Origin of the sequence: Bradyrhizobium sp. (assembly GCF_049519115.1) — a bacterium.
GTDB lineage: Bacteria > Pseudomonadota > Alphaproteobacteria > Rhizobiales > Xanthobacteraceae > Bradyrhizobium.
Genome location: NZ_JBEKRB010000018.1, coordinates 50,424 through 76,482 on the forward strand (window position 1 = coordinate 50,424; position 26,059 = coordinate 76,482).

Below are 26,059 nucleotides of genomic sequence, written 5' to 3' on the forward strand. Positions count from 1 at the left end.
TCAGGCTAAGCTCGGGCTAAGCCGGTTCACGTGTCAGAATCAGCGAGGCGTTCTGACCACCAAAGCCGAAAGAGTTCGACATCACAGTGCTGACGCGCGCATCGCGGGCTTTGTTGGGAACGACATCGAAGGGAATCGCGGGGTCCGGAATGTCGTAGTTGATGGTCGGCGGAATTCTCTGATGCTCCAGCGTCAGAAGCGAGAACACGGCTTCGACCGCGCCGGCCGCCGACAGCGTATGCCCGACCATCGACTTGTTCGACGACACCGGGATTTGCTTGGTGCGCTCGCCGAACACCGTCGATATGCCGAGATATTCCATCTTGTCGTTCTCGGGCGTTCCGGTGCCGTGCGCGTTGATGTAGTCGATCTTCTCGGAAGCAATCCCAGCATCGGCCAAGGCGTTGCGAACGCATCCGATGATCGGCTTGCCGTCGGGACTTGAGCGGGTGCGATGGAAGGAGTCGGCCAATTCGCCGCAGCCGGCCACGATGCCGAGGATGGTCGCGCCGCGTGCGATGGCGGCCTCAAGGCTCTCCAGGACCAGGGCGCCGGCGCCTTCAGCCATCACGAAGCCGTCGCGGTTCTTCGAAAACGGCCGGACGGCGGCATGCGGCGGATCGTTGTGGGTCGAGAGCGCCGAGAGCAGGGAAAAGCGTACCAGGGCCTCCGGATTGACCGAGCCGTCGGTCGCGACACAAAGCGTGGCATCGGCCTCACCACGCCGGATCGCCTCGACGCCGAGCTGGATGGCGGTGGCGCCCGAAGCGCAAGCCGTGGACAGCGAGATCGGTGAGCCCTTGGTGCCGAATGCCTCGGCCAAATGGTCGGCGACCGAGCCGAACAAAAATCGCCGGTGATAGTCGGTGTAACGGCCGCCGCCGCTGACCCGCAGCATGGCGTCATAGTCGATCTCGGTCGCGGAGCCGATCGCCCGTCCGAGTTCCTGGCGTTGCGGCCACTCGACCTCGACAGGTGCGACCGCGAGGAACAACGGCCCGGGAAAATCGCCCTTGGTGCCAATGCCGGACTGGGCGATCGCTTCTTCGGTGGCCAGTTCGCCGAGCCGTTCCGAGAGATCGGTGGATGAAAACGGCTCGACCGGGATAAAATCGATCGTTCCGGCCATCGTCGTCTTAAGTCCGTCGGTCGGAAAACGGGTGATGGTGCGAATGCCGGACTCGCCCGCCGTGAGCTTTTTCCAGTTGTCGGTTTTCCCCGCGCCGAGCGAGGTGACAACGCCCATGCCAGTGACGACCACGATCGGCCTGCCGAATTTATCGTGCGTGGCTGCCATGTTTCCCTCGTGAATTCACTTGATCGCTTCGACCAGCGCCATGCCTTCGCCGCGCCAGTGACCTGTCCCTATCACCACAATCTGGGACGGGCTTCCCGACATTTCAACCTCGACAGGCGAATTGCCACCGGGCGGAAACAAGGCGCCGCGCGACAATGATAAGGCTGCCAGCGCCAATCCCAGTGGAAACTGAGATTCCATCGTGTGGCCGAACATCGTTCCGCTCGCACGCACCGGAACTCCATGCGACTTCAGGAAGGCGTGTTCTTCGGAAGTGACCGGCTCCACGCCGGTCGCGCCGGTGATGATCGCGGCCTTGTCGCCGACCTTGCCGAGCTTGGCCCACAGCTTCTCCAGCGTGGCCGTCACGTCGCCCGGGTGTTTGCGGCGCGACATGTCAGCGACGACGTTGGCAAGGCGTGCAAACGGCTTGGCGCCGCGCGCTTCTGCGTGGGCTCTCGACTCGATGACCAGGAACGCGCCGCCCGATCCCAGCGCGAAGCCGCCCTGTTCGCCGCGCTCCCAAACGGACGCAAACTTGTCCTTGAGATTGAAGTCGCCAAATTCGTAGAGAACCAGCAAATCCTTGCGTTCGCCGTTCTGGGAGCCGCCGATCAATGCGATGTCGCTTTGGCCGGCGGCGATGCGGGCGAGCGTAATCCTTGCGGCATCAACGCCGGCCGCTTCCTCCCCCATGAAGGTACGGGAGGAGCCGGTGACGCCGTGCACGATCGCGATATTTCCGGCCAGAAGATTGGAGAGCTGCGCGAGGAAAAGCGTCGGGCGCAGATCGCTCATCAGCCGTTCGTTGAGAAAGCCGGGGGCCGAATTGCCCTTCGCTTCCAGGTTCAGGATATTCGAATCGACCGCCAGATCGCGCTCGCCGCCGCCGGCGGCGACAACCATGTCCATGCGCGCCAGGATTTCGGCGTTGCCCTTGACGCCGGCCGACTCCAACGCCAGTCCCGCCGCGTAAGTGCCGATCCGCTGCCAGGCTTCCATCTGGCGTTGATCGCCTTTCTTTGGAATCTGGGCGTCGAGGTTGAGCTGAGCCAAAGGGTGCACGATGCAGGGCGCAAAGCCCTTCTCGTCGACATTGATGCGTTGCGCATTGAGCGCGTCCCAATGGGCGTCGAGACCCTCGCCGAGCGAAGTCGCAAGACCTATGCCGGTGATCCAGACTTCAGTCGAAGGCTTCGTTTGAGTCATGGGATGATGGCCTGATGCGGAAATCCGATGCGCTTGGCCATCGCTTCCATGTGCCCACGCATATCCGCATTGGGGAAGGGGATCAGCGTGAAGGTCAGCGTCGAGTTTGCGCGTAGTTTGCCGCCGACCCGGATCTTTGCTTCGGTCATGGCGTAACCCGAGCCTTCATGGGCGAGACTGGCCTCGATGCTGATGAGATCTTCCGGAAAAACCGAGCCGCGCACCTTGGCTTCCTTCACCGCGGCAAGAATCGGCATGCGTTCGAATTTGAGCAGACCGAGCAGAAGCCAGCCGGACGCCTGCGCCATGGTCTCGATCAGCAACACGCCCGGCATCAACGGATAGCCGGGAAAGTGTCCCTCGAAGATCGTGCTTTCCTTTGGAACCTGCGCTTCGACGACAATCTTCTTGTCGTCGACCTTGAGGTCGACGATGCGATCGATCATTTGAAAGTATTCGAGTTGCATCGTCGTGCGCCGCGCTAGGCGCTGGCGCTCTTGGCCGCGACCAATTCGTCGATTCGGGCGCTCAGATTCTTGAGGACGAAGTACTGCTCGGTGGTCGCCTTGCCGTCGTTGACTTCCTGGGTCCACTTTTCCAGCGGTAGCTTGATTCCGAACGCCTTGTCGATTGCAAAGGCGATGTCGAGGAAATCGAGACTGTCGATCCCCAGATCGTCGATCGCGTGGCTTTCCGGCGTGATCGTGTCACGCGGTATGTCGCAGGTTTCAGCGATAATCGTTGCCACCTGATCGAATGTAGAAGACATCACTAAGCCTTTGATATATTGAGGGTAAATCACACGAAGATGATGGTGATGGCCGCAGGGCCAAAGGTGGGCCCATCCACCACCCGACGTCGAAAGCCCGTATATCGGAGCGCCGCCCCGAGTTCAATGGAGAGAGGCAGGCCTGGAGTGGCCAGCGCCAAGGCCCAGCCCAAGGCCAAAACACCGTTTTGCTCGTATTGCTGACTGGACGGACGTTTCGTCAGTCCAGACAGGGCTAATTATGTGGCACGACGATCTGGACGCAATCGTGACGTCCCATCAGGACACAATCCTGGGTTCGCCGAAGCTGGGCAATGCTCATGGTCAGCCAAATGCCGATCGCGAGCAGCGCAACCGTAAAGGCGAAAGCGGCCACATTCGCCAGCATTCGCTGTCGATAGTCGGTGGCGTCTTCGCGTTCCCGCTCGTAGCGTGACAGATCGTTGGCGACTTCGAGCCGATGGACGAACGGAGGGTCATTGCCGCGCTGCGCAAGGGGCGACCCCGCGCGCGGCCGGAATTGGAGCACGCGGTGCTCGTCTTCTGGCGGGGCCGATGCGATGGGTCGCTGGGGTTTCACGGATGCCAGCTCCGGGGCAACTGACCCCCTTTAGCACGCCCGCGTTGCGTCCCGAAATAAAAATAAAAATACCAAAGTAGGGGGGAAAAATTCACTCGGCCACGGTGTCGTGGAACTTGCCATAGTCGATTCGAATCCGGCCATCGTCGAGGTTTTCAAGAATATCGGCATAGCGCTGACCAAAACGGATGTCGGTATGATCGTAAGTTTTGCGGGCGTGGATGGTTTGCGCCGCAACAACGTCATATCCGGACACCACGACCGCGAGCGCTATGCCGACGGCCTTCATACCGTCGGCATCGAGATCGTGGAGCAGGCTTGTTTCGTCGAGCGTGTGATAAAGCGTCCAGCTCAATGCCAGCGCCGGGTGCTCGTTCTTCAGCAGCGAAAGTTCGCTAAAGCGCCGGATGGGCTGGCCCTCCTTGCTGATCGTATTCTTGAGGACCCACAGCCGCGCGGTCGCATTGCCGATGACGTTGTGGCGCTCGTTGGCAACGCGAACCATCAGCGTCTGCTCTCCGTCCTGCATTGCAATCACTGGATTGTTGACGAATAGAAGCCGGGCGCGGGGCCGGGAAAACCGGGAAAAGATCAGCCCGGTCATCAGTGACATCGAAAAGATCCCCGTGAACAGCTCGACCGTGGCGATGAAATGGCCGTAGTGGGTTTGCGGATGCATGTCGCCGTAACCGGCGGTCGAAAGCGTTTCGATGCTGAAGTAGAGATAGTCGAGGTAATCATTGCGCGCTACGTTGGAGATCGGCTGATCGCCGATCCAGTAAAGCAGACCGAAGCCCGCGTTGAAGACGACAAAGACAAGCACTGCGCCTGCGATGAACGACGGCCACGAAGCCGTCATCGAGCGATGACTGATATCGGCCCAAAAACTGAGATCGAGCCCTTCGGTGATGATTTCGCGATCGCCAAACCGGACGACGCGCGACTTCGACAGCCGCTCCTTCAGCTTTTCCAGCATCTCTCCCCATGCCATAATCGAGTGAACAAAACGGCATATTTCACAATCCGGCAGGGGGATGTCCAGTCATGTCGAACGTGCGTGAACCGCTCATTAAGCCGATCCCGATTCTTTCGCTTCGTCCGACCCAGATGACGGTCGGAATGAGGGAGGTAAAGGAAAAGCGCAAGCGCTGGCGCGAGCAAAAAAAGAAGAAGCAGGCGGAAGCGCTCGGCAAGCACATGATCCCGGTCGTCAAAGGGCCAGACAAGCGATTCTATGTAGTCGATCATCACCATCTGGCGCGTGCGCTCCATGAGGAAGGCATCACGGATATCCTCGTCACCGTAATTGGCGATCTCAGCATGGTCGAGAAGGACGCCTTCTGGGGCGTGATGGACAACAAGCGGTGGGTCTATCCCTACGATGCCAAGGGCGAGCGCCGGCTCTTCAAGGATTTGCCGAAGTCGATCACCGAACTGAAAGACGATCCCTTCCGCAGCCTTGCCGGCGAATTGCGGCGCGTCGGCGGTTTTGCCAAGGACACCACGCCATTCAGCGAATTTTTATGGGCCGATTTCCTGCGCCGGAAAATGTCGAGCAAGGCCGTCGATGAAAACTTTGAAAAGGCGATCGAAAAGAGCCTGGTGCTGGCAAAAAGCCAGGACGCGGTCTATTTGCCTGGCTGGTGCGGACCGGCCTCCGACGGTTAGCTGCCGGTCGATGCCTTCGGTAGTCGCCCCATCAGATAAAAGTCGTCGTTGGGCCGCATCGCACTGACATTGGCCATCCGGTTCGACAGCGCGAAGAATGCCGAGATCGCAGCGATGTCCCAGATATCGTCCTGACTGAAGCCGTGGGCGGCCAGTTCGGTGAAATCGGCTTCTGAAACCAGGTGCGCGTCCCGGCTCACCATCATGGCGAAGTCGAGCATGGCGTGTTGGCGCGGCGTGATATCCGCCTTTCGATAGTTGACGGCAATCTGATCGGCGATGTGCGGATTCTTGGCCCGAATTCGCAAAATCGCGCCATGCGCGATCACGCAATATTGGCATTGATTGGCGCTGGACGTTGCCACCACGATCATTTCGCGCTCGGCCTTGGTCAGGCCGCTGTCTTTTTCCATCAGGGCATCGTGATAGGCAAAGAACGCGCGAAATTCGACCGGTCGAAAGGCGAACGTCAAAAAGACGTTCGGAATGAAACCCGATTTCTCCTGCACCGCCAGCAGGCGGCTGCGGATGTCCTCCGGCAGGGTTTCGATGGCGGGAACGGGGAATCGTGAGGGTGTCGGCTGCGTCATGGCGAGGCTTCCGCTTCAGTGGAGGAGCCGACCATAGTCTTTCGGTCGCGCCCGCGCAAAGCCGATAACGGCCCTGGACACCGAGACGGATTTTCAGCGCAGCGGCTTCTTCAGAAGTGAGAAGCGGTCGGGATCAAGGCCAAGCGAGGGTTGCAGCATCGGCGCTTCGACGGGCCCTACCGTCCGCGAGATGGTGCGGTCGTTGAACGTCGGATCATTCGGAGTAGTGGCATCGCGGTTCGACGTCGCGCCGCGCCAGCGCTCCAGCACCGCACCGACAAAGTGCATGTCGTGACCGGACGTGGCCGACGGCACTGTCGATATGGTGGCCTCGCCCCGTGGCAGCTGATGAACCGGCACTTCCTTGAAGCGCAAGCGGGTCGGCAGCGCCACGCCTTCGCCGAACGCCAGCACTTCGCGCGTTCCGAGCGAGGGAACGAAGGACAACAGGTTTGCCGCGGCGTCCGAGACCGCCGAGCGCAACAGCGCCTGGTCGCGTTCGTTGGCCAGGCGCATCGTGAACAGCGTGTTGCACTGGGAAATGATGGTGGCATCGAGTTCGGCGGGACGTTGCGTGACAAGTCCGAGATACACGCCGTATTTGCGGCCTTCCTTGGCGATCCGCGACACCGCCTTGCGGGTCGGGCCAAAGCCGACATTGCGGTCGGCCGAGGCGTAGCGATGCGCTTCTTCGCAGACAAACAACAGCGGCGACACGCCGTCGCTCCAGAGGCCGAAATCGAACGCCATCCGGCACAGCACCGACACCACCGAGTCGATGACTTCGGCGGGAAAGCCCGCGAGCTGCATCACGGTCATCGGCCGGCCGTTGGCCGGCAGGCGGAACAGATGGCTGATCACTTCGGCCATGGTGTCGCCGCCGACATTGGCGTTGTCGAACATGAAGGCATAGCGCGGATCGTTACGGACGGTCTCGATGCGCGAGATCAGCTTGTGATAGATGATGCGCGATGAGCGGTTCTCGAGTTTGCCCATGCGTTCGTCGATCAGCGAGATCAGATCGACCAGCCGGTAAGGGACGGGCGTATCGAGCGTATAGCCGGCCGACTTGGGATCGCTGCGTTTCAGCCCCATCCGGTCGGCGTTCTGGTACTGGGTATAAAGGGCCTTCGCGACCGGAATCACTTCGGCGAGAATGTCGAGCTCTTCGGGCACGCCGGGGCGGCCGGCGAACAGCACGTCGACGATCTCTTCGAAATTGAACAGCCAGAACGGAAGCTTCAGGTTGCGGGGATTGAGCACCAGCGCCCGGTCGCCGAAGCAGCGGCCATACTCGTTGTGAACGTCGAGCAGGAAGATCCGCAAGTTCGGCCGGGATTTGAGAATCTCGTTCAGGAGCAACGACACGCCGGTGGATTTGCCGACGCCGGTCGATCCGAGAACCGCGAAATGCTTGGACAGCATTTCCTCGATGTCGACATAGGCGATAACCGAGGAATCCTGCTGCAGCGTTCCGATATTGATTTGATCCGACCCGCTCGGCGCGTAGATCGTGCGCAGTTCCTGGCTGTTGATCAGTTCAACCGCATCGCCGATGGTCGGGTAGTTGGTGACGCCGCGCTGGAATTTCTGGCGGTCCGAAGTCCCGAGAATTTCGCCGAGCAAATCGACCGAAGCGCTGGCGATGAAATTGTCGGATCTCGGCAGGTCTTCGCACGACACTTCGGTGATCATGGCAACGATGACGGAAGTGCCGCAACGGATGCTGACAAAACGGCCGACGGTCGCCCGCACTTCGGACAGGCCCATTTTGTTGCCGGTTGCCATCAGGCCGACCCGCGCGAGCGAGCCGCGCACTAAAATCACGCGTCCAAACGATGTCACGATGGCTGAACCCGATTTGTCACGAATTACGCATTCTGGGCGTTACTATGAGGTCTGTCGCTGGACAAACTGTTAAGCCGCGCCGGTCAAAGGAGCGGCGGTTCCCCGTGAACGGGCGTTTTGGCCCCTTGCGGCTTCGTTCGGTGCATATTCCCTGGGCGAAAAAGGGAATCCACGGGGGGCCATCAGCTGTGCCCCGGCACCGAATTCATACTTGATTAACCAGATCATCATGTGTCGCAGAGAAGATCGCGAACTGGCCAACCGACTTACAGGATCTCGGCCGCAAGGGGGGCAGGCGAGGTATCCGTGAAACGGACGGCTGGTCGGCAGATATTCGTTGACTTGACCGAATGATTTGTACATTTGTACAAATCAAAATGGTCCGTCCAGCCGACAGCGATGATGCAACGCCGCGCAAGGCAAACCTGCGCGAAGCCATTCTGTGCGCCGCCGAGGATTTGTTTTCGACCAACGGGTTCAACGCGGTTTCGGTGCGCGACATCGCGCAGGCGGCCGGTGCCAATCCCGGCAGCGTGACCTACCACTTCAAGACCAAGGACGGCCTGCTTCTCGAAATCTACCGCCGGCACTGCGGGCCAATGAACTTGAGGCGGTCGGAATTGTTGGCGGCGGCCCAGCGCGTGCGCGATCTCAACGACCGGCTAGAGGCGATCGTGCGTGCCTATGTGCTGCCTGCCTTCTCCTCGGGCAGCGATCTCGCCGGCGGGGGCGCGCGCTTTACCCGATTGCGCGCGGTGATGTCGGCAGAAGGCAATGCGGTGGCCGGCAAGATCATCGCGCAGACCTTTGACGACACGAGCCATGCTTTCATCGATGCGATTGTTGAAAGCCTGCCGCAGATTCCGCGCAACGAGATCGTCTGGCGCAGCCATTTTTTGCTGGGCGCGCTTTACTACACGCTGGTGACGCCTGAGCGTGTGTCGCGGCTGTCGCGGGGCGAGGCTGATGGCGCCGACGCCGCCAATGCCATCGAGCAACTGGTCAGGGCAACCGTCGCCTCGCTGCAGGCACCCGCCCTTGACGAGCGAACGCCAGCGCCGCGGCGGTCTACGCCGCCGCTCCAAAACCTGAAGGTGCCTGCCGGGCGCCGCTAACCACAACGATTTCGATACGATGCAAAAACGGGGAGGATGGCTATGGCGACGTCGACGACCGCGTCGGTAACTGCAAGTCATGTGGAATTTGGCGAGACGATCCGTGCGGGGCTTCTGGGAGGCTTGGTCGGTGGTGTCGTCATCTGGATTTATGAAGCGATTGTCTGGGTCGGTGTGCAGCATCTGATGCCGTTGGCAGGTATCCCGCGCAACGCGACCGGGCTCGTGTTCGGCAAGGATGTGCAGGATTCGCTCGGAGCGGTGGCCTATGTAGTCGGCACCGGCATCCATTTCTTTTTCGTATTCGCCTGGGGTTTGGTCTTTGCGTGGGTGTGGCCCACCTTTGCGCACCGGGGCTATGAGGCAACGCTTGTCGCGATGTTCTTCGCCGCCATCGTCTGGATCGTGATGCATGTCGCGATCGCGCTGGTCTCGTCGAACCACCCGAATTACCTTGATCCCAACGTGATCATCGGCGGCTTCGTGTCTCACCTTTTCTATGCGGTACCGCTGGCCTTGATCGTGAAGCATCGGCTGGCGGCGAATGGTTGAGTAACGCGACGCCAGGCAACAGGCTGCGCCAACGGGCTTGGTCGGCACACCGGAGGAAACAAGAATGGCAAAAACAGGTTTGGTGGTATCAGCCCATCCCGGCGATTTTGTCTGGCGGGCAGGCGGCGCTATCGCGCTTCACGCCAAGAGAGGCTACCGCGTCAAGATCGTTTGTCTTGCGTTCGGCGAACGCGGGGAATCCCAATTTGCCTGGAAGCAGCCGGGCATGACGCTTGAAAAGGTCAAGGCGGCCCGCAAGGACGAGGCCGAGCGCGCCGCAGCCTCGCTTGGCGCCGAAATCGAATTTTTTGATGCCGGCGATTATCCGTTACGGCTGACGGACGCGCATATGGAGCGGCTGATCGATATCTACCGCGAACTCAATCCGAGTTTCGTGCTGACGCACTCGCTGGAAGATCCCTACAATGTCGACCACCCGGCAGCGACCGCCTATGCCCAGGAGGCGCGCATCGTCGCCCAGGCCATGGGTCACAAGCCGCAGGCCGACTATAGTTACGCCGCGCCGCCGGTGTTCCTGTTTGAACCGCACCAGCCGGAGATGTGCAACTTCAAGCCGCAGGTGATCCTCAACATCGACGAGGTCTGGGACATCAAGCGCAAGACGTTCGAAATTCTTGCCGCGCAAAAACATCTCTGGGCCTATTACGAGCGCGTCGCGTTGCAGCGGGGCATGCAGGGCGGCCGCAATTCCGGCAAGGCCATGACTTATGGCGAGGCCTATCAGCGGCTATTCCCGATGGCGTTGGAGGAATTGGTATGAAGACCGTTGTTGTCCGAAATATCGCGCGCGCTGACGCCGACGTCGTCAAACGGCTGGGCGCACTCGGCACCTCCACCGTGCACGAGGCCTATGGCCGGTTCGGGCTGATGAAGCCGTATATGCGGCCCGTGTGGGCGGGCGGCGAAGCGGCCGGTACAGCAGTCACGGTGCTGGCGCAGCCCGGCGACAACTGGATGCTTCATGTCGCGGTCGAGCAATGCCGTCCCGGCGACATGCTGGTCGTGGGCTGCACCACCGACAATACCGACGGCATGTTCGGCGATCTGCTCGCGACTTCACTGATGGCGCGCGGCGTGGTCGGCCTCATCATCGATGCCGGTTGCCGCGACGTGAAATCGCTAAAAGAAATGGGCTTTCCGGTGTGGTCGAAGGCAATCTCCGCCAAAGGCACCGTGAAGGCGACGCTGGGCGCGGTCAACGTTCCCGTGGTCTGCGCCGGGATGGATGTCCATCCGGGCGACGCGATCGTGGCCGACGATGACGGCGTGGTGGTGGTCCGGAAAAAGGATGCTGCTGAGGTCGCGATCAAGGGCGAGAAACGCCAGGCGGACGAGGAGGGCAAGCGCAGGCAGCTCGCCTCCGGCGTACTCGGGCTCGACATGTACAAGATGCGTGAGCCGCTGGCCAAGGCCGGGCTCGTCTATGTCGATGAGCCGGAGGCCGAGTGAGATGGCGATGCGGCTGCGCACGTTGCTCGGTGACCACGCATGCACGGCGGCGTTGAAAAACGGTTCGATCAGGTCCGATCTGGTCGGGTTCGATTTCGTTGACTACACGCCGACCAACAAAGGCTTCAAGCCGATGGTCCGCGAGGGCGCGTTTGACGTCTCCGAGATGGCGATCGTCACCTATCTGATGGCGAAGAACTTTAACAAGCCGATGGTGCTATTGCCGGATGTCGTGATGGCGCGGTTTCAGCACGGCTATGCTTTTTACAACGCCAAACGCGGTGTCCTGACGCCGGCCGATCTTGCTGGCAAGCGCGTCGGCATCCGTTCCTTTACCACCACGACCGGCGCCTGGCTGCGGGGCATTCTCGCCAATGATTACGGCGTCGATCTCAATGCGATCGACTGGATCACCTTCGAGGATGCCCATGTCTTCGAATTCGTCGATACGACGAGGCGGGCGCCTGCGGGGAAACAGATCGTCCAGATGCTTCTCGACGGCGAACTCGATGCGATCCTCGGCGAGAAGGTCGAACATCCCGACCTCAAGCCGTTGTTTGCTGACGTGAAGGCGGAAGAGGCGCGCTGGTTTGCCAAACATGCCGTCAAGCCGATCAATCACATGGTGGTCGTCGCCCAAGAATTGTCCGACCGCCATCCTGATGTCGTCCGCGAAGTCCACCGCATGTTGTCGGAAGCGGTCACCGCGGATAAATCGCGCTTTCGAGCCGCCGAGATGCGGCGTTCGCTGGAATGCATCACCGGATATACGGCAGAGCAGGGCCTGATTGCGCGGCGGTTTGCGGTCGATGAGTTGTTCGACAATGTGACGCGCCCGCTTATTGGAGAGGTTCACTGAGATGCAGCCCGAGCCGATCTTCGATCTGGCCCACCTCGGCCACCTCGAATTGCTGACCCCGAAACCGGACGAGAGCCTGAAATTCTTCGTCGATGTGATGGGCATGACCATCAGCGGCCGCCAGGGTGAATCTGTCTACTTGCGCGGCTGGGACGATTACGAGCGTTATTCGCTCAAGCTGACGGCTTCCAAAACCTCAGGCATGGAGCATATGGCGCTGCGGGCGCGGAGCCCGCAGGCGCTGCAGCGCCGGGTCGCGGCGCTGAAGGGATCGGGCTTCGATATCGGCTGGACCGACGGCGATCTCGGCCATGGCCCGGCGTTTCGTTGCCGCGATCCGGATGGCCACATCGTCGAACTCTATTACGAGACCGAGTGGTACCAGCCGCCGGCCGAATTGAAGCCGGCCCTGAAGAACCAGGCACAGCGTTTCCCGGCGCGCGGCGTCAACGTTCGCCGGCTCGATCACCTCAATTGCCTCGCGGTCGATATCAAGGCCAACCGGATCTTCTTCGAGACCTATCTGGGCTGCCGGCTGACCGAGCAGATCGTGCTCAACGACGGCACGGAAGCGGCGATGTGGATGACGGTCACGAACAAGAGCTACGACTTTGCCTATTCACGGGATCATTCCGGCACGCGCGGCCGTTTCCACCATCTCACCTACGCGCTCGACAGCCGCGAAGACATCCTGCGTGCCGCGGATATTTTCCTGGAGAACGGGGTCTACATCGAGACCGGCCCGCACAAGCACGCCATCCAGCAGACTTTTTTCCTCTATGTCTATGAACCGGGCGGCAACCGGGTCGAGGTTGCCAACGCCGGGGCGCGGCTGATTTTGGCGCCGGACTGGAAGCCGATTGTCTGGACCGAGGAAGAGCGCAAGAAAGGACAGGCGTGGGGGTTGAAAACGATCGAGTCCTTCCATACCCACGGCACGCCTCCGGTGGAGGGTCATTGATCGTTCACACCGTGTTGACCTGAGAGGCTGCGTCACACGATAGGCGCAGCCTCTGGCTGGCTTCCCGGAAGATTTGTCTCCTGCTATCGTCCGCGCGATCCAGACGCTTGGTCTGGCCAGTACCAAGAACAACATCAAAGGGGAGTATTTTCATGAAACGCCAGTCCGCCATTGCAATGCTTGCCATCGGCTTCGCCGCCTTGGCATACCCGCCACAGGCCTCAAGCGAAACCGGTTGGTCCACGCTGTTCGACGGCAAAAGTCTTGACGGCTTCAGCAAGGTCGGCGACGCCAACTGGCGTATCGAAGACGGGATGATTGTCGCCGACAAAGGCAACGGATTCCTCGTCACCAAGACCGACTACAAGGATTACGAGATCAGGGCCGAGTTCTGGGTCGACGCGGATTCCAACAGCGGCATTTTCATTCGCTGCACCGACGCTGAGAAGATTGGCGCGGAGACCTGCTACGAAGTCAATATTTGGGATACGCGGCCCGATCCGAGCTATGGCACCGGCGCCATCGTCAACGTCGCCAAGGTCGATCCGATGCCGCATGCGGGCGGCAAGTGGAACACCTTTGAGATCACGGCGAAGGGCTCGAGCTTCACGGTTGTGCTCAACGGCCAGAAGACTGTCGACGGTGCGCAGGACGCAAAGCTCGCGAACGGAAAGGTCGCTCTCCAGCACGGTCTCGGCGCCAAGGACGCCAACGGCGTGGCGAACGACAAGGGCGTGGTCAAATTCCGCAAGGTCGAGATCAAGCCGCTGTAAACGTCTCGTCGCTCATTTGTCGTGATAAGCGAACATGAGCCGCCCTCGCATCATCGATGTGCGAGGGCAGTTTTTTATCGCGGGCATTTTATCGCTAAGGTCCGTGCTCAAATTCCGGCACGATGCCAGGTCCATGAATGCTGCCACGTTCCACCGGCCGGGCCGACGACTTGCCCTTCGCCGGCCCATTGTCCGGGCACGACCTGGTGAGCGTTACCGGAGTGGTGCCAGACCCCGCCATGCGGTCCGGTAAACGTCCCGCTGCTCTGACAGGCCCCGTCGGCGCACTTTCCGCTGCCCTCGTAGACGCCGCCATGTGGTCCCGTCCAACGCGTCGACCAGCTGCCGGGTTCGGCGGCCGATGCCGCGGCTGTCGAGAGTATCAAGGCCGCAGAGGCGGCAAGGATGGTTGTCTTCATCGCTGTTCTCCTCTCACTTAAGCGTTGCCGCTTTGGCAAGCTTCACGGCGATGAAGATGGTAGTGCTTTTTTGCTTGGTCATTGCAGGCGGCCCGGCGAATATTGCAATTTATTGCAGGTCGTTTTGCCGCTTGTGCCGTGCGGGCCGCGTGGGGACAATTGCCGATATGTCGCAAAGCAGGCCCCAAATCCTCGTCGTTGACGATGATGACGAAATCCGTTCGCTGCTCCAGGTCGTGCTGACGCGCGCGGGTTTTCACGTGCGAGAAGCCAGGGATGCGCCGACGGCGCGCCGGACGCTTGGCGTACAGGGCGATGTGGATCTAATCATCCTCGATATCATGATGCCGGGCGAGGACGGGCTTTCCTTTTGCCAGCGGTTGCGCGAGACGCTCAACATACCGATTCTAATGATTTCAGCCCGTGGCCTCAGCATCGACCGCTCGATCGGTCTGGAATTGGGGGCCGATGATTATTTGCCAAAACCGTTCGAACGACGGGAGCTTGTCGCCCGGGTGAAGGCGATCCTGCGGCGTGGCGGCAGCTCAACCAAGGCGAGCCAACTTCGCGTCGGCGGATTGCTCATCGATCTGGACCGACGCTCGGTGTTCGGCGGACAAGATGCGCCACTGTCGCTCACATCGGGCGAGTTCGAACTGCTGCGCTGCTTCGTGGACAGGCCAGGCCGCGTTTTGTCGCGCGATCAGCTGATCGAATGGACGCGTGGACGCAGCTCCGACACTTTCGATCGCAACATCGATGTCCAGATGAGCCGGCTGCGAAAGAAGCTCGTCGAGGGCGGGTTTCCCGAGGACGGATTCAAGACCGTGCGTAATGTCGGTTACGTCCTCACCGCAGCCGTGGAAAACGCGCCATGAAGGTTCGCCGCATACGGCTGTGGCGGATCTTCTTCTGGATTGCGGCCATTGCCCTCCTTCTCGAAGTCCTCGGGTTGACCTCGACCTTTGTCGAAATTCGCCGACTGCGCATCGGCGGTGCCGCCGGCCTTGTGCCCGACCAGATCGCGGCCGTGGTTCGGCTATGGCGAAGTCTCGACGACCCCCAAAGGAAAGACGTCCTGACCGCGATTTCGGGAACCGGTCTTTCCTATCGCGTGACCTCGCAAGCCCCCGTCGAGACTTCGAGAGACGCCCATGTGCGCGAGGTAGAGGACGCGGTTCGAAAGCGGCTCGCCGCCGAGGCGCCCGATGGCGTCGTTGCGCTAATCCACGCGCGGCGATTTGGCCGCGACAACCGCGCGGTCAACTGGGCGCTATCGACCGAACCGGTCCGGGTCTTTGTGCGTCTCGGAGGAGGGGAATGGCTTGTCGCGGAGGTGCGCGGCGATCTTCTGCCGCGCTTCTTCGGACTGCCGACGGGTTTCTGGCTCGGCATCCTTGGCCTGCTTCTAACCGGCGGCGTCTTGCTGGTAATCTTGCGGGAGGGGCGTGCGATCGAACGAATTGCGCATTCTGTCGAGATGTTTGCGGTAACCGGTGCGCCCGAGCCGTTCCCGATCCGGGGTTCGCCCGAAATCTCGGGTCTCGCCAAGCGCACGCTTCGCATGGAAGAGCAGGTGGCGATGCTGCTGGACGAGCGCAACGTCATGCTCGGGGCTATCGCCCACGACATCAAGACCTATGTGCAACGGCTGAAGCTCAGACTGGATATTCTCGACGATCCGACCCAAATCGAGAAGGCGATGCGTGATCTCGATGCGATGGACAAGCTGGTCGAGGATGCGCTGCTTGTCGCGGTTCATGCCAATCCCCCGAAAGCCAGAGAGGCCGTCGAACTGAATGCCCTTGTCGCAGATGAGGTGGAGGTCGCGCGGATGACAGGTGGGCAGGTTACGCTCAATCGAGAGCAAGTCGAACCATTTTTCATCGCCGGCGATCGTGCCGCTTTGTCCCGCGCATTATCGAACATCATCGGAAACGCGCTAAGATACGGCTGCGTGGCGCATGTGACGGTGCGCAGTCAGGGAGGTATGGCGGAGATTATCGTCGATGATGAAGGGCAGGGGGTGCCGCCCTCGCAGCGCGAGGCCGTCTTCAGGGCGTTTCATCGTGCTGAGTCGTCGCGCAATCGTTCGACCGGAGGCACGGGGCTCGGGCTCGCCATCGCGCTCAGCATCGTCGAACGGCAACACCACGGCTCGATCGGAATCGACAGCGCGCCGGGTGGCGGCGCCCGATTCAGAATTTGCCTTCCGCGGATCAATGATGATAAGCGATCCGCCGAGTGATCACGGCGGTCGAGCGGGCTAGAACTGTAGACCTGTCGAGGTCGCCCATTCCTGCATGAACTGCTCGGTCTCATGCCCGGCCTCGACAAGCCACATCGAAAAATCTTCCATAGGCGAGCGGCTCTCATTCTCTGCCTGCCAGAATGACCGATATTCTCGTTTTCGCAGGCCAAGATCGCCGAAGGGCAAGCAAAGCTCTCCGTTCATCAGCTCGTCGACCACCAGAAAAAGCGGAAACAAACCGATGCCCATGCGTTCCTGCGTGGCCTGAAGCGCGAAGAACATTTGCTCAAACCGCCGTGTTTCCTGCGCCGCGTCCATCTCAGTGCCGGCCTGCGAAAACCATTGGCTCCAGGGGTAAGGCTCCGTGAGATAGGTAATCAGGGTGTAGTGTTTGAGGTCTTCCGGCCTTTTCAAGGGCGAGCCGGATAGCAGGTCGACGTGACAAACAGGCGCGATCATTTCCGTCATGAAATGCTGTGACCGCCAACCGGCCGCTGGCTCACCCACATTTCCCCGGATAGCGACGTCGAAGCTCGTATCCTGGATGTTGAGCGGAGCAATTGAAGTCGTTAACCGCGGTTCAACATCCGGGCGGAGCCTCTGGAACGAGGAGATACGACGGATCAACCATCGCATGGTGAACGTCGGCGGCGCGCTGATCCTCAGGACTGACGTCGCGCTTTGCTGCTTCAGATTCATCGACGCCAGCGCCAGTCGGTCGAGCACGGCGGTGACTTCGCGGTAATAGATATGCCCGGCCGGAGTGAGTGTGAGTTGGGAAGGTGCCCGCCGAAACAGCTTGACGCCGAACCAGCCTTCCAACAAGGCAACTTGCCGGCTGATGGCGCCATGCGTGACACGGAGTTCGTCGGCGGCCTTGGTGAAGCTGACATGTCGCGCAGCCGCCTCGAATGCCCTCACCGCGTTGAGCGGCGGTAGTTTTCTCATACGGGCAAAGCCTCCTTCAAGCCTCAAGAAGATAGCTTGGGGGCCTCAGGATTGTCGAGCGACAGGGCAAAGCGTTCTTGATCCAGCTCTCCCTCCCACTTCGCTACGACGACCGTCGCCACGGCCGTTCCGATGAAATTGGTCAGTGCTCTCGCCTCGGACATGAAGCGGTCGATGCCGAGCAACAGCGCGATGCTCGCGACCGGCACATGCCCGACCGCCCCGATCGTCGCGGCCAGTACGATAAATCCGCTGCCTGTGACCGCAGCCGCACCCTTCGAGGCGATGAGGCAGGCGGCGACCAGGACGATCTGCTGCGGGATCGACATCGGCGTATCGGTCGCCTGGGCCAGAAACACCGCCGCCATGGTCAGGTAGATGCAGGTGCCGTCCAGATTGAAGGTGTAACCGGTCGGTATGACAAGGCCAACGGTCGACTCCGAGCATCCCGCCGCCGTCATCTTTGCCATAAAGCGGGGCATCACGGGCTCGGATCCCGAAAGTCCGAAGACGAGCAACAACTCCTCCTTCAGATATCGAATTAACTTGAAGATGCTGAAGCCGGCGAGGCGGCATACCACGCCAAGCCCGACAATCACGAAGAGCAGGCACGCGGCGTAGAACGTCAGCATGAATCCGGCCAGGGTCAGGATCGTGCCGACCCCATATTTTCCGACCGTAAAGGCCATCGCACCGAACGCGCCGATCGGCGCAATCTGCATGAGCATTCCGATGACGATGAAGAATATCTTCGATAATGCCTCGACGAGTTGGAGGACCGGCTTGCCTCGTTCGCCAAACCGTTGCAGGCCGATGCCAAACAGAAGGGCAACGAACAGCACCTGCAGGGTATCGCTGTTTGTAAATGCGCCAACGAACGTCTGTGGAATGACGTTCATCAGAAATCCAACGACCGACTGATCATGTGACTGTGTGACGTAGGATTCGACCAGCTTGGAATCGAGCGAAGCCGGCGATACGTGCATGCCGGCGCCTGGCCTCACCACGTTGACAACAAGAAGCCCAAAAAGGAGGGCAATGGAGGTGCCCGCCTCAAAATAAATGATCGTTTTCAGGCCAATGCGGCCCATTTTGCCCATGTCGTCCAGGCTCGCTATGCCGTGCACGACCGTTAGAAAAATGATGGGCGCGATCGCCATCTTGACCATCTTGATCAAGGCATCTCCTAACGGCCTCAGGCTCGCGCCGATGTCAGGCCACAGATAGCCGACCAATGCTCCAAGGCCGATCGCGATGAGGACCCGGATATAGGGCTCTGCGTACCAGGGCTTGATCGCGGCTTGTCTTTCGCTACCTCCACCGTCCGCTATCGCCCGCATGTTGCGCCATATCCCCCTTGATCCGACCGTTTTTTCGCCGGCTGGTTAGCCTGCCACACCCGAGCGTCGTTACCAGCAGATTTGAATGCCAGGGGCTGCGAGCGCAAACGACTTAAGGTCAGGCAGTGTGAGCTAAACTCACGGCAATGATCCCACGGGCGTGACCGTGAGAATTATTCACGGCGAGTTAGAATTAATCGTTTGCGGTGCCGCACCGCTCATATGAAAACCGTAAGCTATTATCCGATCGAAGCAGTGGGCTGGAGCGATGGAAAAAACCTCGGTAGCAGTCATTGGAGCAGGGATGGGCGGTCTTGCGGCTGCCGCGGGACTCTCTCGCGCCGGGCTCAACGTTACGGTCTATGAGCAGGCGACGAAATTTACACGCCTGGGTGCCGGCATCCAGATCGGTTGTAACGCGATGAAGGTCCTGCGCGGGTGGGGTCTCGAGCCGATGCTGCGACGCGAGGCGTTTTATCCGCGTTCATGGAACAACAAGGAATATGATACGGGTGATATTCGGTTTGACATGATTTTCGGCCCCGTTGCTGAAGAAAAATACGGAGCGCCGTATCTTCTCGGTCATCGCGGCGACTTGCACGCAGCGCTGGCGAGTGCGGTGCCCCCTGAATTGATACGCCTCGGGCACAAACTCACTGGCTTCGAGCAACTCGCAGATCAACGTGTCAGTCTGCGGTTCGCCAATGGCGAGAACACGATCGTTGATGCGGTTGTCGCAGCAGATGGTGTACATTCCTTTGTAAAAGACGAATTGTTTGGCCAGCAAAAGCCAAATTTCACCGGCCGCATCGCCTACCGCACCGTTTTTCCTGCAGCGCTATTGAACGGCTACGAAATCGATGACTGCACCAAATGGTGGGGGCCCGACCGCCATATCGTCATTTATTATGTGAAGCCGGACCGCAGCGAGATCTATTTTGTGACCAGCCAGCCCGACGCCGGCTTCGCGGTTGAATCGTGGTCGGCAATGGGAGACGTCGGCGAACTTCGGCAGGCTTTTGCCGGCTTTCACCCCCAGGTGCGTCACGTCCTCGAAGCTTGCCCTGCTGTGCACAAATGGGCGCTGGTTGACCGCGATCCATTGTCGCGCTGGTGCGACGGCAACGTGACGTTGCTTGGGGACGCCTGCCATCCGATGACGCCATATATGGCGCAGGGGGCCGCAATGGCGATCGAGGATGCGGCCGTACTGTCGCGTTGCCTCAAAGGAGTTGACCGCGACGGCGCGGCTCACGCGTTCCGGCGCTTCGAAGCAACGCGAAAGGAACGGACGTCACGCGTGCAGCTCAGTTCGCGCACGAATACGTGGCTCAAGGGCCCCACCGATCCAGACTGGGTCTATAGCTATGATGCCTGGGAGGCGCCGCTTGCAGATCTGGAGCAAGCCAAATCGGCATAGCCTTGCAACCTGCGGCGGTCTTAAGAGCAAGCCGCGTGAGGGGGGTGCTTGCTCAAGATGTGAATCATGGTATCGTGCACCAATTAAATACCGAGCCAGAAGAACGCGGGCTGAAACGTCATATCGACGGTGCGCCAGGCCAGGTGAGTTCGGGCCGGTAAGTATTCTTCAGCCATCTTCGAGTGATTTCACCCGCTTCTCGGGACCGTCTCGGGGTTCTAACAGGATTATGTTCCAGCTATTTTTACGAACGCGCGCGCGCAATTTTGCCCGGGATCATCTGGGACGTGACGGATTCAAGGTCCGCTCTCCTCAACGGGATGAGGAAACCGACAACCAGCGCGTCGAAGGCGTTATGAACGCGATCGAAGCCGCATTGCATGCAGCCGAGCGCGAGCAAAAGGGCTTGAGCGAGCGGGTCGAGGAAGTTCTGGCGCGCGCCGCGGTAACGGTTGGAAATGCCAGTGACGAGTACCTGGATCGCGAACCGCTCGATCGCCACCACCAAAACCTGTTCAGCGAAGAAATTTCAAATGGCCAGAAGCGTCTGAGGTCGCTCGCCGACTCGATCTCCCACTTCAAGTTTTTGAGGGCCGCGGTCTTGAGCCGGTTTCCGGACTACAGGCAGCCGGTTGTGTGACGTTGATTGCGGACTGATGAGCTGGCCCCCCATCAAAACATGTGAGCAGTTTTGCAACTGACCAGATTTGGCGGCGCGCGGGCGGTCGTTACTTCTTGTCGCGGCGCTTCGATCCGGGCACAAGCTCGAGAAACCTCCGGATCCCAGCTTCTAAACCGTAAACACATGGCTCTGCGAGCCCGACGCGAGTGGGCCAACCGGTTGCGACGGGCGCAGGAGTTTTACAATCGCTCCTTCTCCATCGACCGGTAGCCCGTGCCAGACTTCGATCCAGCGTGAACGGACCTACTGTGCCGAGATTTCAATTTTAGCTTTTTTGCAAGAGCGCTTCGAACGGGATGCGTATGCGTTCGACAAGCTCAATTCGGTCGGTAAGGCGCGGATCGGGATTTCAGAACTTTAGGAAACGTTTTTCGCACACCATGCGGAGATATCTGCGGCTGTAAGCTTATCACCAGGTCCTTCGAGCGATAACACGGCATTTCCCGCGCGGTCATAGGAGCATGCTTCCTTGAGCGCGAGTTCTTTCGTTTCGAACTGCCGAGATTGACTCACCATCTGGCGGACATCGAGATATCGGAATGACCAGCCGCTCACTTTCAGGTCCCTTAAGTCTGATCTCGACACGGTCTCAGGTTCACGCATACGCAACGCCGCCGAAGCGCAGTATGATCGCTTATCGGTGCTGGCTAGTCACTGGAGCACTGAAATCCCCAGTCGGTGGATATGTCGCGCGCGCCGAGAAAAATGTTCACTCTAAATCGGTGACTGCCGTTCTTGGCTCGTTGGATTTGGAGACCAGTAAGCGAATGCGGGACAGTGCAGGATTTGGCACGGCAATTTGGGTTGCGCCGCTCGCGTGATTCAGGCCGGCTTGATTTGGACACGAAGCGCCTCCCTGCCGCAGGAGAACGATCCCGGGCACAGCTACAGCCGTCTTGCAACGGCAATTCCAAAAGCATTCTTGTGGATCATCGCAATTCCTCGCGCTGGCCTACTCCCCAAGCAAAATGCCACGTTCAACCCGAGTCGGACAAACGAAAAAAACGTACTGTGTGTGCCGTGTCGCGTTAGCGACAGCCGTGCGAGCGTCGTCCCTCGGTTTTGATTTGCTTGATGTCGGAAAGCCGAGGAGATCTCGCAATTGCGAACCATACTTTGCGCATATTGTAACAGTCAGCTGTTACCGCGACGCGAGTCGGGTGATTTCGTCGCTCGTCGGGGAGCACAATCAATGCTGGTGGCGATCGAAGTTAATCTTGGCCTTTGGGGCATGATATTGTGCGCGATGCAAGTGGCGTACAGTTGGGCCTGATGCGAGCGGCTTCGAGCTTGCGCAACTTCAACAGCCGATTGAACTGGACCATCGACTGTGACCGATTGCGTTCGGCTTCCTCCACCTGCGCTCGCAGAACCGTAAGCTCGGACATAAGGTTTCGAAGCTGTTCCAGCGAGCGTGTCCTTGGGGTACTCATAAACTAACCTCAAAAAAATAAGTCAGCCGGGCCCAAATTCGTGGCCCGCGGAAGAGGTTCTAGCAAAGAACGTATCCTAGCGCACGCCCTACTGGATTTTGACGGCGTGTCCCTTGGCGCGCGCCTCGGAGCCTGCGACAACCGAGGTGACCTCGGAGAGGATGTCAGCGACATTAGTCACTGTCCTCATGACGTGATGCGCGCTCTCAATCAACGATGCTGATGAGCTGCATAGACCAGCGCGTGTGCTAAGCGACGCTCGCTTGGAAAGGCGAAGAGGCCGAAGGTCGTCCGAAACACCCGATGCCGAAAGCTCGGCGTACGCTGGTAATAGATGAAGGCCGGGATAAATAAGTTCAGGCCAAACCAAACCGTTATAATTTTCACAACGACCGTCATGAGCCCAAGCCTCGCTGCCAAGCCAAAGGACAGGCCGCTATGACAAGGCCAATGCCTGTGACGACGGGCAGGGCAGCAAGCGTCCCCAGGGCCAGAACAGTAATCTCCTGCTTCGTATCGCGATCCATATCGGCTCCTCCCTAGAGCCAAACGTTTTGAGGCGGGAGTCCTGCCATCCTTTGCGCGCTATGCTGTCATGCGGGCAATGCGCACCTGTCGGCACGCTGTTTGCTGCGTCGTCGGGCAGGAATCGGCCGACAACTATCCAAGCATGCGAAACGCTGACCTTGGCTATGGGGTGATCGGCATGCTCGCCGCGTTTTTGGTCAGCTTCGGTTAGGCGGTCGCTATGGCGATCTATCGGGCATTTCCCGTCGATCAAGACGGCCACATCAGTAGCCCTCAAGGAGTTCTTGGCGAAGGGCGACATCGCGGACGGCCATACGCTGAAGATCTGGGACGATGAACGGCGTGTCAGTCTGTCGAGCTTCGCGGCGACGCGAATTAGACGCGAATTAGAAGCTCGCTGGCGGTTCTAGAATCACGCTATGATGCTTTTCGCGTTCGGCCCCTAACACAGCTGTCCCAACCACGCCTCGCCTGTCGCCGCGGGCGAGGCTTTTCGATGCGGACGTGGGGAGACTTACTTCTTGTCCGGCGCTTGAGCGGTCGCGTTGTTAGGGTCCCTCTTATTGGCTTCATGATGACCGACCGCGCAACTAGCGGCGGGTCCGAGCTTACCGTGGCCCGCCATGCCGGCAACGCCACCAACAATAGGTCCCTTAATGCCCCCTTTTGCGTCGGCACGAAGCCAGCGACATGGCGGCCACGCAAGCCGTAGGGATAATCAATTTCATGGGATTTCTCCGGTTCGTTTCTGCCGGAGCAATGCCGACTGGCTCGGGTCGGTTCCATCCTGGGTGCGACAATCAGGCCGCCGCCACATAAGGCGCCTGGAACCGTAAATGGATTCCCGATCTAACGCGGGACGGTCTTGATTGACCCGATAAGCAGCATCGATGCGTCGTCGCTCTCGGAGCCTGACAAGATCGTAATAGAGAAGCTTGAGCTGCGGACGGCCTTAAGACCGCGCTGGACCCAGACCGTCGCCGAAGGGACGGCACGTTTGGTCAACAGCTACCCGGACCTTTTCACTTGGTTAGTTAAGGGAACTGTCGGAGTGAAGGGTTCCGCTAACCCGCCAGTTTCCGGTGAGGGCCGTACTCTGAATCAACGAGTCACTGCTGCTTGTAGGCGACAATAAAGCAGCCACTAGTAACCCTGACATTTTAGGTTAAGGCGCGAGTTTGATTGCGCCGGCGTGGTTGCCCGTTATCGTCATCTATCGCGTCGATATTGACCGACTGACTCCCCCGCGTCACCGGCCAATTTTCAAATCACGCGTAGGGGCCGCTGAGCTTATCCCATGCCTTAGCGGCCCCGACCGAAATTCAACGTGCGTGAAAGCGATGAACGATCAGGAGCTAGTCCTAGAGCTACATCAGGTCGGGTTGATCATTGCCCGAAGACATTGAGGCCGGAATGAGTGATGCCGACGAAGCCATCGCTCAGCTGGTGAAGCTGCTTGATACCAAGAATTGGCTGACGCGATCAATCTTCTTCGGCGTTCGCGTGGTGAAAAATAGACTTTTAGGAGACTCAAATGGTGGATGATGCGTAAGAGTAAGACAACATCTGCCAACGAACGTCTGCGCCGAACGGAAACCAAGATTCTGAACAACGAAGCTGCGGAAGGTCTGTTCGACAAGTACGCAGAATTGATCCGTCTCCGAAAAGAGGTCAGTCAGGCCGAAGAAAGGCTTAAAGCTCTATCTTCCCTTATGGCCGCTTTCGCAAGTGCAGAGGCGCTGGCCACCCGTCATTAGCTCCACGCTTAGTCGTCGGTTTGCATTCGTCTCATCGTAAAGCTCTATCAGCCCGTCCGGTAGCTGGCGCCATCGTTCAACAACCGTCAACAGGCCATCTACCGGAGCCTGACTTAGAACTTAGACTCGCGCGATTTTTGATCATGGAAGCCGTGATCCGGGAAGAGTCGGGAATTTCTGAGCTGCAAAACCGGAATGCATTACTACTGCACACCTGCTGCGCTTCGGGCTAAAGGCGAAGCTCGACGTTGACAGAATGGAAACGCTTGAAACCATTTTCCCGATCCGCGACACATTCCTGAAACACGAAGGGGGCTAGCATTTTTTGACGAGGACCAACGACGATCAGTCATGACAAGGTCATTTCGCGGAGGCGCGTTGATTTCATCAGTCACTATTTTGCAAACGGAGCGAAGGCGTCAACGTTGGGTTGAGAAAGTGCCGCTCCGCCTAGAGCCACTGGCACAAAATTTGCTGAATTTCAGTGGAAAGACTTGCTAGATGGAACCTGATCGGACTTCAATTTTTGGTTGTAAGAAGTCAGAGGATGGCCTCATCCTAACAAAAAATCGCCAAGCGGGCTGAATTTTCGAAGTTCATTTTGTAGGAGTAATTCTGATGGACGAAAAAACAGCGCGTTTACGGGCACTCCAACGAAATATTGATCGCTTTCAAAAGCTCCTTAGTTCAAATCTTAGCTCTGCCGAATTGCGCTTTTTAGAACGGCGACTGTGTGAGGATCAACTTATGTTGGTCAAGTTGCAATCTGGCGGACATGGTTCGGTACTGGATACGGCTAGCGCCTGGCAGGGAGTGGAGAGCCACCTGACCGAAGAGAGCCTTGCAAGCTCTGTGCTTGGAAGTTCCAGTTCATCGGAGCGGCTTTTCTGCGCTTGCTTCTTGGCCACAACCGCGGTCGCGACGTTTGGCTGGTGGTCAGCGCTTGGTTGGCTAACGGTCAAAGCAACGACATGGTTGTTGACCTAGAACAGCTATCTGCGCAATGTCGACGATCGCGCAGCCTACCATGATCCACAAGGCAAGATTGACCTGTAACGCGATACGCATCGCGCCACCGAGGCGGCCTATGCAGACGGTTTTGGCACGTAGGTCCTGCTCTCGTGCAACCGAAGCAGCGCCTGTGCTCGGCAAGTCAGAGTTTGCGAAAGTTCTTTCCGTAAACGAATTCACTTTCGGCTAGGATCGCGTCTGGTAACCAAATCGGCGGGGCTAAACCTAGACCCTGATCTGTCGACGATGAGAGCTAACGAAAGACCGCCCCGCGAGGGCGGTCTTTTTGTTTCTTGCCAGCGGGCAACGCCGGTGAGCGTGTATGCTGCCCGGTGAGCTCGAGCGATTGTCGTTCGTCATATCCGAAGGACATAAATTCATTTTCCACGCAACGCATAAAGGGACAGTGGCGCTTCGTGGTGATTCGATTGAATCCAATCTCAAAGCGAAGAGGAGTGCTCGAGGCTACCTTTTGGGGGCTCACAAGGCGGCCCGGGAAACTTGCGAATAATTCGAACGAGCAACGATGTTGACTTCGCGCCGCCACAGTCGCCAAGCGAGCTTCGCATGTTTGCTTGA

Annotated in this window: 27 protein-coding genes; 15 read left to right on the forward strand and 12 right to left on the reverse strand. The window is 59.1% G+C overall.

Translation table 11 applies throughout. The features are described from left to right. Positions 1-16 precede the first annotated feature (16 nt). The 6 genes from ABSE61_RS15985 to ABSE61_RS16010 all read right to left on the reverse strand — a co-directional run bounded on the left by ABSE61_RS15985 (position 17) and on the right by ABSE61_RS16010 (position 4,831). Entirely contained in the window at positions 17-1,297 is a 1,281-nt protein-coding gene (locus tag ABSE61_RS15985) for a beta-ketoacyl-ACP synthase (RefSeq protein WP_423872097.1), read from the reverse strand. A gap of 15 nt (positions 1,298-1,312) precedes the next feature. Continuing rightward, complete coding sequence (locus tag ABSE61_RS15990) at positions 1,313-2,506, reverse strand: beta-ketoacyl-ACP synthase (RefSeq protein WP_423872098.1); 1,194 nt, start codon at positions 2,504-2,506, stop codon at positions 1,313-1,315. After that, positions 2,503-2,973 carry a 3-hydroxyacyl-ACP dehydratase FabZ family protein gene (locus ABSE61_RS15995; protein WP_423872099.1) on the reverse strand — a complete coding sequence of 157 codons (471 nt, stop codon included), beginning with the start codon at positions 2,971-2,973 and terminating at the stop codon, positions 2,503-2,505. Before ABSE61_RS15995 ends, ABSE61_RS15990 begins: the two co-directional genes overlap by 4 nt. A gap of 14 nt (positions 2,974-2,987) precedes the next feature. Further along, on the reverse strand, positions 2,988-3,275 hold the full coding sequence (locus ABSE61_RS16000; protein WP_298113629.1) for an acyl carrier protein: 288 nt from the start codon (positions 3,273-3,275) through the stop codon (positions 2,988-2,990). A 235-nt stretch (positions 3,276-3,510) separates the two neighbouring features. Next, on the reverse strand, positions 3,511-3,855 hold the full coding sequence (locus ABSE61_RS16005) for a hypothetical protein (RefSeq protein ID WP_423872100.1): 345 nt from the start codon (positions 3,853-3,855) through the stop codon (positions 3,511-3,513). Between the two features lie 91 nt (positions 3,856-3,946). Further along, positions 3,947-4,831, reverse strand: coding sequence for an ion channel (locus ABSE61_RS16010; RefSeq protein ID WP_423872101.1), 885 nt, complete (start codon positions 4,829-4,831; stop codon positions 3,947-3,949). A 68-nt stretch (positions 4,832-4,899) separates the two neighbouring features. Here ABSE61_RS16010 and ABSE61_RS16015 point away from each other — a divergent pair, with 68 nt between their 5' ends. Beyond that, on the forward strand, positions 4,900-5,523 hold the full coding sequence (locus tag ABSE61_RS16015) for a ParB-like protein (protein WP_423872102.1): 624 nt from the start codon (positions 4,900-4,902) through the stop codon (positions 5,521-5,523). Here ABSE61_RS16015 and ABSE61_RS16020 read toward each other — a convergent pair. Beyond that, entirely contained in the window at positions 5,520-6,113 is a 594-nt protein-coding gene (locus ABSE61_RS16020; protein ID WP_423872103.1) for a peroxidase-related enzyme, read from the reverse strand. The genes ABSE61_RS16015 and ABSE61_RS16020 overlap by 4 nt on opposite strands. A 93-nt stretch (positions 6,114-6,206) precedes the next feature. Then, the gene (locus ABSE61_RS16025) at positions 6,207-7,958 is read right to left on the reverse strand and encodes an ATP-binding protein (RefSeq protein WP_423872104.1); all 1,752 of its coding nucleotides are present in this window, start codon (positions 7,956-7,958) and stop codon (positions 6,207-6,209) included. A gap of 380 nt (positions 7,959-8,338) precedes the next feature. Between ABSE61_RS16025 and ABSE61_RS16030 the strand changes: the two genes are divergently transcribed. From ABSE61_RS16030 to ABSE61_RS16060, 7 genes are all read left to right on the forward strand, one after another. Next, positions 8,339-9,076: a TetR/AcrR family transcriptional regulator gene (locus tag ABSE61_RS16030; RefSeq protein ID WP_423872105.1), complete on the forward strand. Its 738-nt coding sequence runs from the start codon at positions 8,339-8,341 to the stop codon at positions 9,074-9,076. A gap of 42 nt (positions 9,077-9,118) precedes the next feature. Continuing rightward, positions 9,119-9,628 (forward strand): hypothetical protein, encoded by a 510-nt coding sequence (locus ABSE61_RS16035; protein WP_423872106.1) that lies wholly within the window; start codon positions 9,119-9,121, stop codon positions 9,626-9,628. 64 nt (positions 9,629-9,692) lie between these two features. Next, positions 9,693-10,409 carry a PIG-L deacetylase family protein gene (locus tag ABSE61_RS16040; RefSeq protein WP_423872107.1) on the forward strand — a complete coding sequence of 239 codons (717 nt, stop codon included), beginning with the start codon at positions 9,693-9,695 and terminating at the stop codon, positions 10,407-10,409. Further along, positions 10,406-11,098 carry a 4-carboxy-4-hydroxy-2-oxoadipate aldolase/oxaloacetate decarboxylase gene (locus tag ABSE61_RS16045; protein ID WP_423872108.1) on the forward strand — a complete coding sequence of 231 codons (693 nt, stop codon included), beginning with the start codon at positions 10,406-10,408 and terminating at the stop codon, positions 11,096-11,098. The genes ABSE61_RS16040 and ABSE61_RS16045 overlap by 4 nt, the downstream gene beginning before the upstream one ends. Positions 11,099-11,105: 7 nt before the next feature. Beyond that, complete coding sequence (locus ABSE61_RS16050; RefSeq protein ID WP_423872109.1) at positions 11,106-11,957, forward strand: substrate-binding domain-containing protein; 852 nt, start codon at positions 11,106-11,108, stop codon at positions 11,955-11,957. A 1-nt stretch (position 11,958) separates the two neighbouring features. Next, positions 11,959-12,918, forward strand: coding sequence for a catechol 2,3-dioxygenase (locus ABSE61_RS16055; protein ID WP_423872110.1), 960 nt, complete (start codon positions 11,959-11,961; stop codon positions 12,916-12,918). 152 nt (positions 12,919-13,070) lie between these two features. Then, positions 13,071-13,691, forward strand: a complete 621-nt coding sequence (locus ABSE61_RS16060; RefSeq protein WP_423872111.1) for a 3-keto-disaccharide hydrolase — start codon at positions 13,071-13,073, stop codon at positions 13,689-13,691. A 107-nt stretch (positions 13,692-13,798) separates the two neighbouring features. Here ABSE61_RS16060 and ABSE61_RS16065 read toward each other — a convergent pair whose 3' ends face one another. After that, on the reverse strand, positions 13,799-14,110 hold the full coding sequence (locus ABSE61_RS16065; protein WP_423872112.1) for a hypothetical protein: 312 nt from the start codon (positions 14,108-14,110) through the stop codon (positions 13,799-13,801). Between the two features lie 167 nt (positions 14,111-14,277). Between ABSE61_RS16065 and ABSE61_RS16070 the strand changes: the two genes are divergently transcribed. Next, positions 14,278-14,988, forward strand: coding sequence for a response regulator (locus ABSE61_RS16070; RefSeq protein WP_423872113.1), 711 nt, complete (start codon positions 14,278-14,280; stop codon positions 14,986-14,988). After that, positions 14,985-16,358 (forward strand): sensor histidine kinase, encoded by a 1,374-nt coding sequence (locus ABSE61_RS16075; protein WP_423872114.1) that lies wholly within the window; start codon positions 14,985-14,987, stop codon positions 16,356-16,358. The genes ABSE61_RS16070 and ABSE61_RS16075 overlap by 4 nt, the downstream gene beginning before the upstream one ends. Before the next feature lie 18 nt (positions 16,359-16,376). Here ABSE61_RS16075 and ABSE61_RS16080 read toward each other — a convergent pair whose 3' ends face one another. Then, positions 16,377-17,309, reverse strand: coding sequence for a LysR substrate-binding domain-containing protein (locus ABSE61_RS16080; protein WP_423872115.1), 933 nt, complete (start codon positions 17,307-17,309; stop codon positions 16,377-16,379). A 23-nt stretch (positions 17,310-17,332) separates the two neighbouring features. Further along, on the reverse strand, positions 17,333-18,649 hold the full coding sequence (locus ABSE61_RS16085; RefSeq protein WP_423872116.1) for a dicarboxylate/amino acid:cation symporter: 1,317 nt from the start codon (positions 18,647-18,649) through the stop codon (positions 17,333-17,335). Positions 18,650-18,917: 268 nt separating this feature from the next. Here ABSE61_RS16085 and ABSE61_RS16090 point away from each other — a divergent pair, with 268 nt between their 5' ends. Both ABSE61_RS16090 and ABSE61_RS16095 read left to right on the forward strand, forming a co-directional pair. Beyond that, complete coding sequence (locus ABSE61_RS16090) at positions 18,918-20,069, forward strand: FAD-dependent monooxygenase (RefSeq protein WP_423872117.1); 1,152 nt, start codon at positions 18,918-18,920, stop codon at positions 20,067-20,069. 229 nt (positions 20,070-20,298) lie between these two features. Continuing rightward, a complete protein-coding gene (locus tag ABSE61_RS16095; protein ID WP_423872118.1) occupies positions 20,299-20,709 on the forward strand; it encodes a hypothetical protein in 411 nt (136 codons plus the stop codon). Between the two features lie 1,685 nt (positions 20,710-22,394). On the opposite strand, the gene ABSE61_RS16100 is transcribed toward ABSE61_RS16095, so the two are convergent. Continuing rightward, positions 22,395-22,583, reverse strand: a complete 189-nt coding sequence (locus ABSE61_RS16100) for a hypothetical protein (protein ID WP_423872119.1) — start codon at positions 22,581-22,583, stop codon at positions 22,395-22,397. A 1,542-nt stretch (positions 22,584-24,125) separates the two neighbouring features. On the opposite strand from ABSE61_RS16100, the gene ABSE61_RS16105 reads away from it, so the two are divergent. The 3 genes from ABSE61_RS16105 (at position 24,126) to ABSE61_RS16115 (ending at position 25,456) form a co-directional block, all read left to right on the forward strand. Further along, positions 24,126-24,257, forward strand: coding sequence for a hypothetical protein (locus ABSE61_RS16105; RefSeq protein WP_423872120.1), 132 nt, complete (start codon positions 24,126-24,128; stop codon positions 24,255-24,257). After that, entirely contained in the window at positions 24,254-24,469 is a 216-nt protein-coding gene (locus tag ABSE61_RS16110) for a hypothetical protein (protein ID WP_423872121.1), read from the forward strand. The genes ABSE61_RS16105 and ABSE61_RS16110 overlap by 4 nt, the downstream gene beginning before the upstream one ends. A gap of 618 nt (positions 24,470-25,087) precedes the next feature. Next, complete coding sequence (locus ABSE61_RS16115; RefSeq protein WP_423872122.1) at positions 25,088-25,456, forward strand: hypothetical protein; 369 nt, start codon at positions 25,088-25,090, stop codon at positions 25,454-25,456. Positions 25,457-26,059 lie beyond the last annotated feature (603 nt).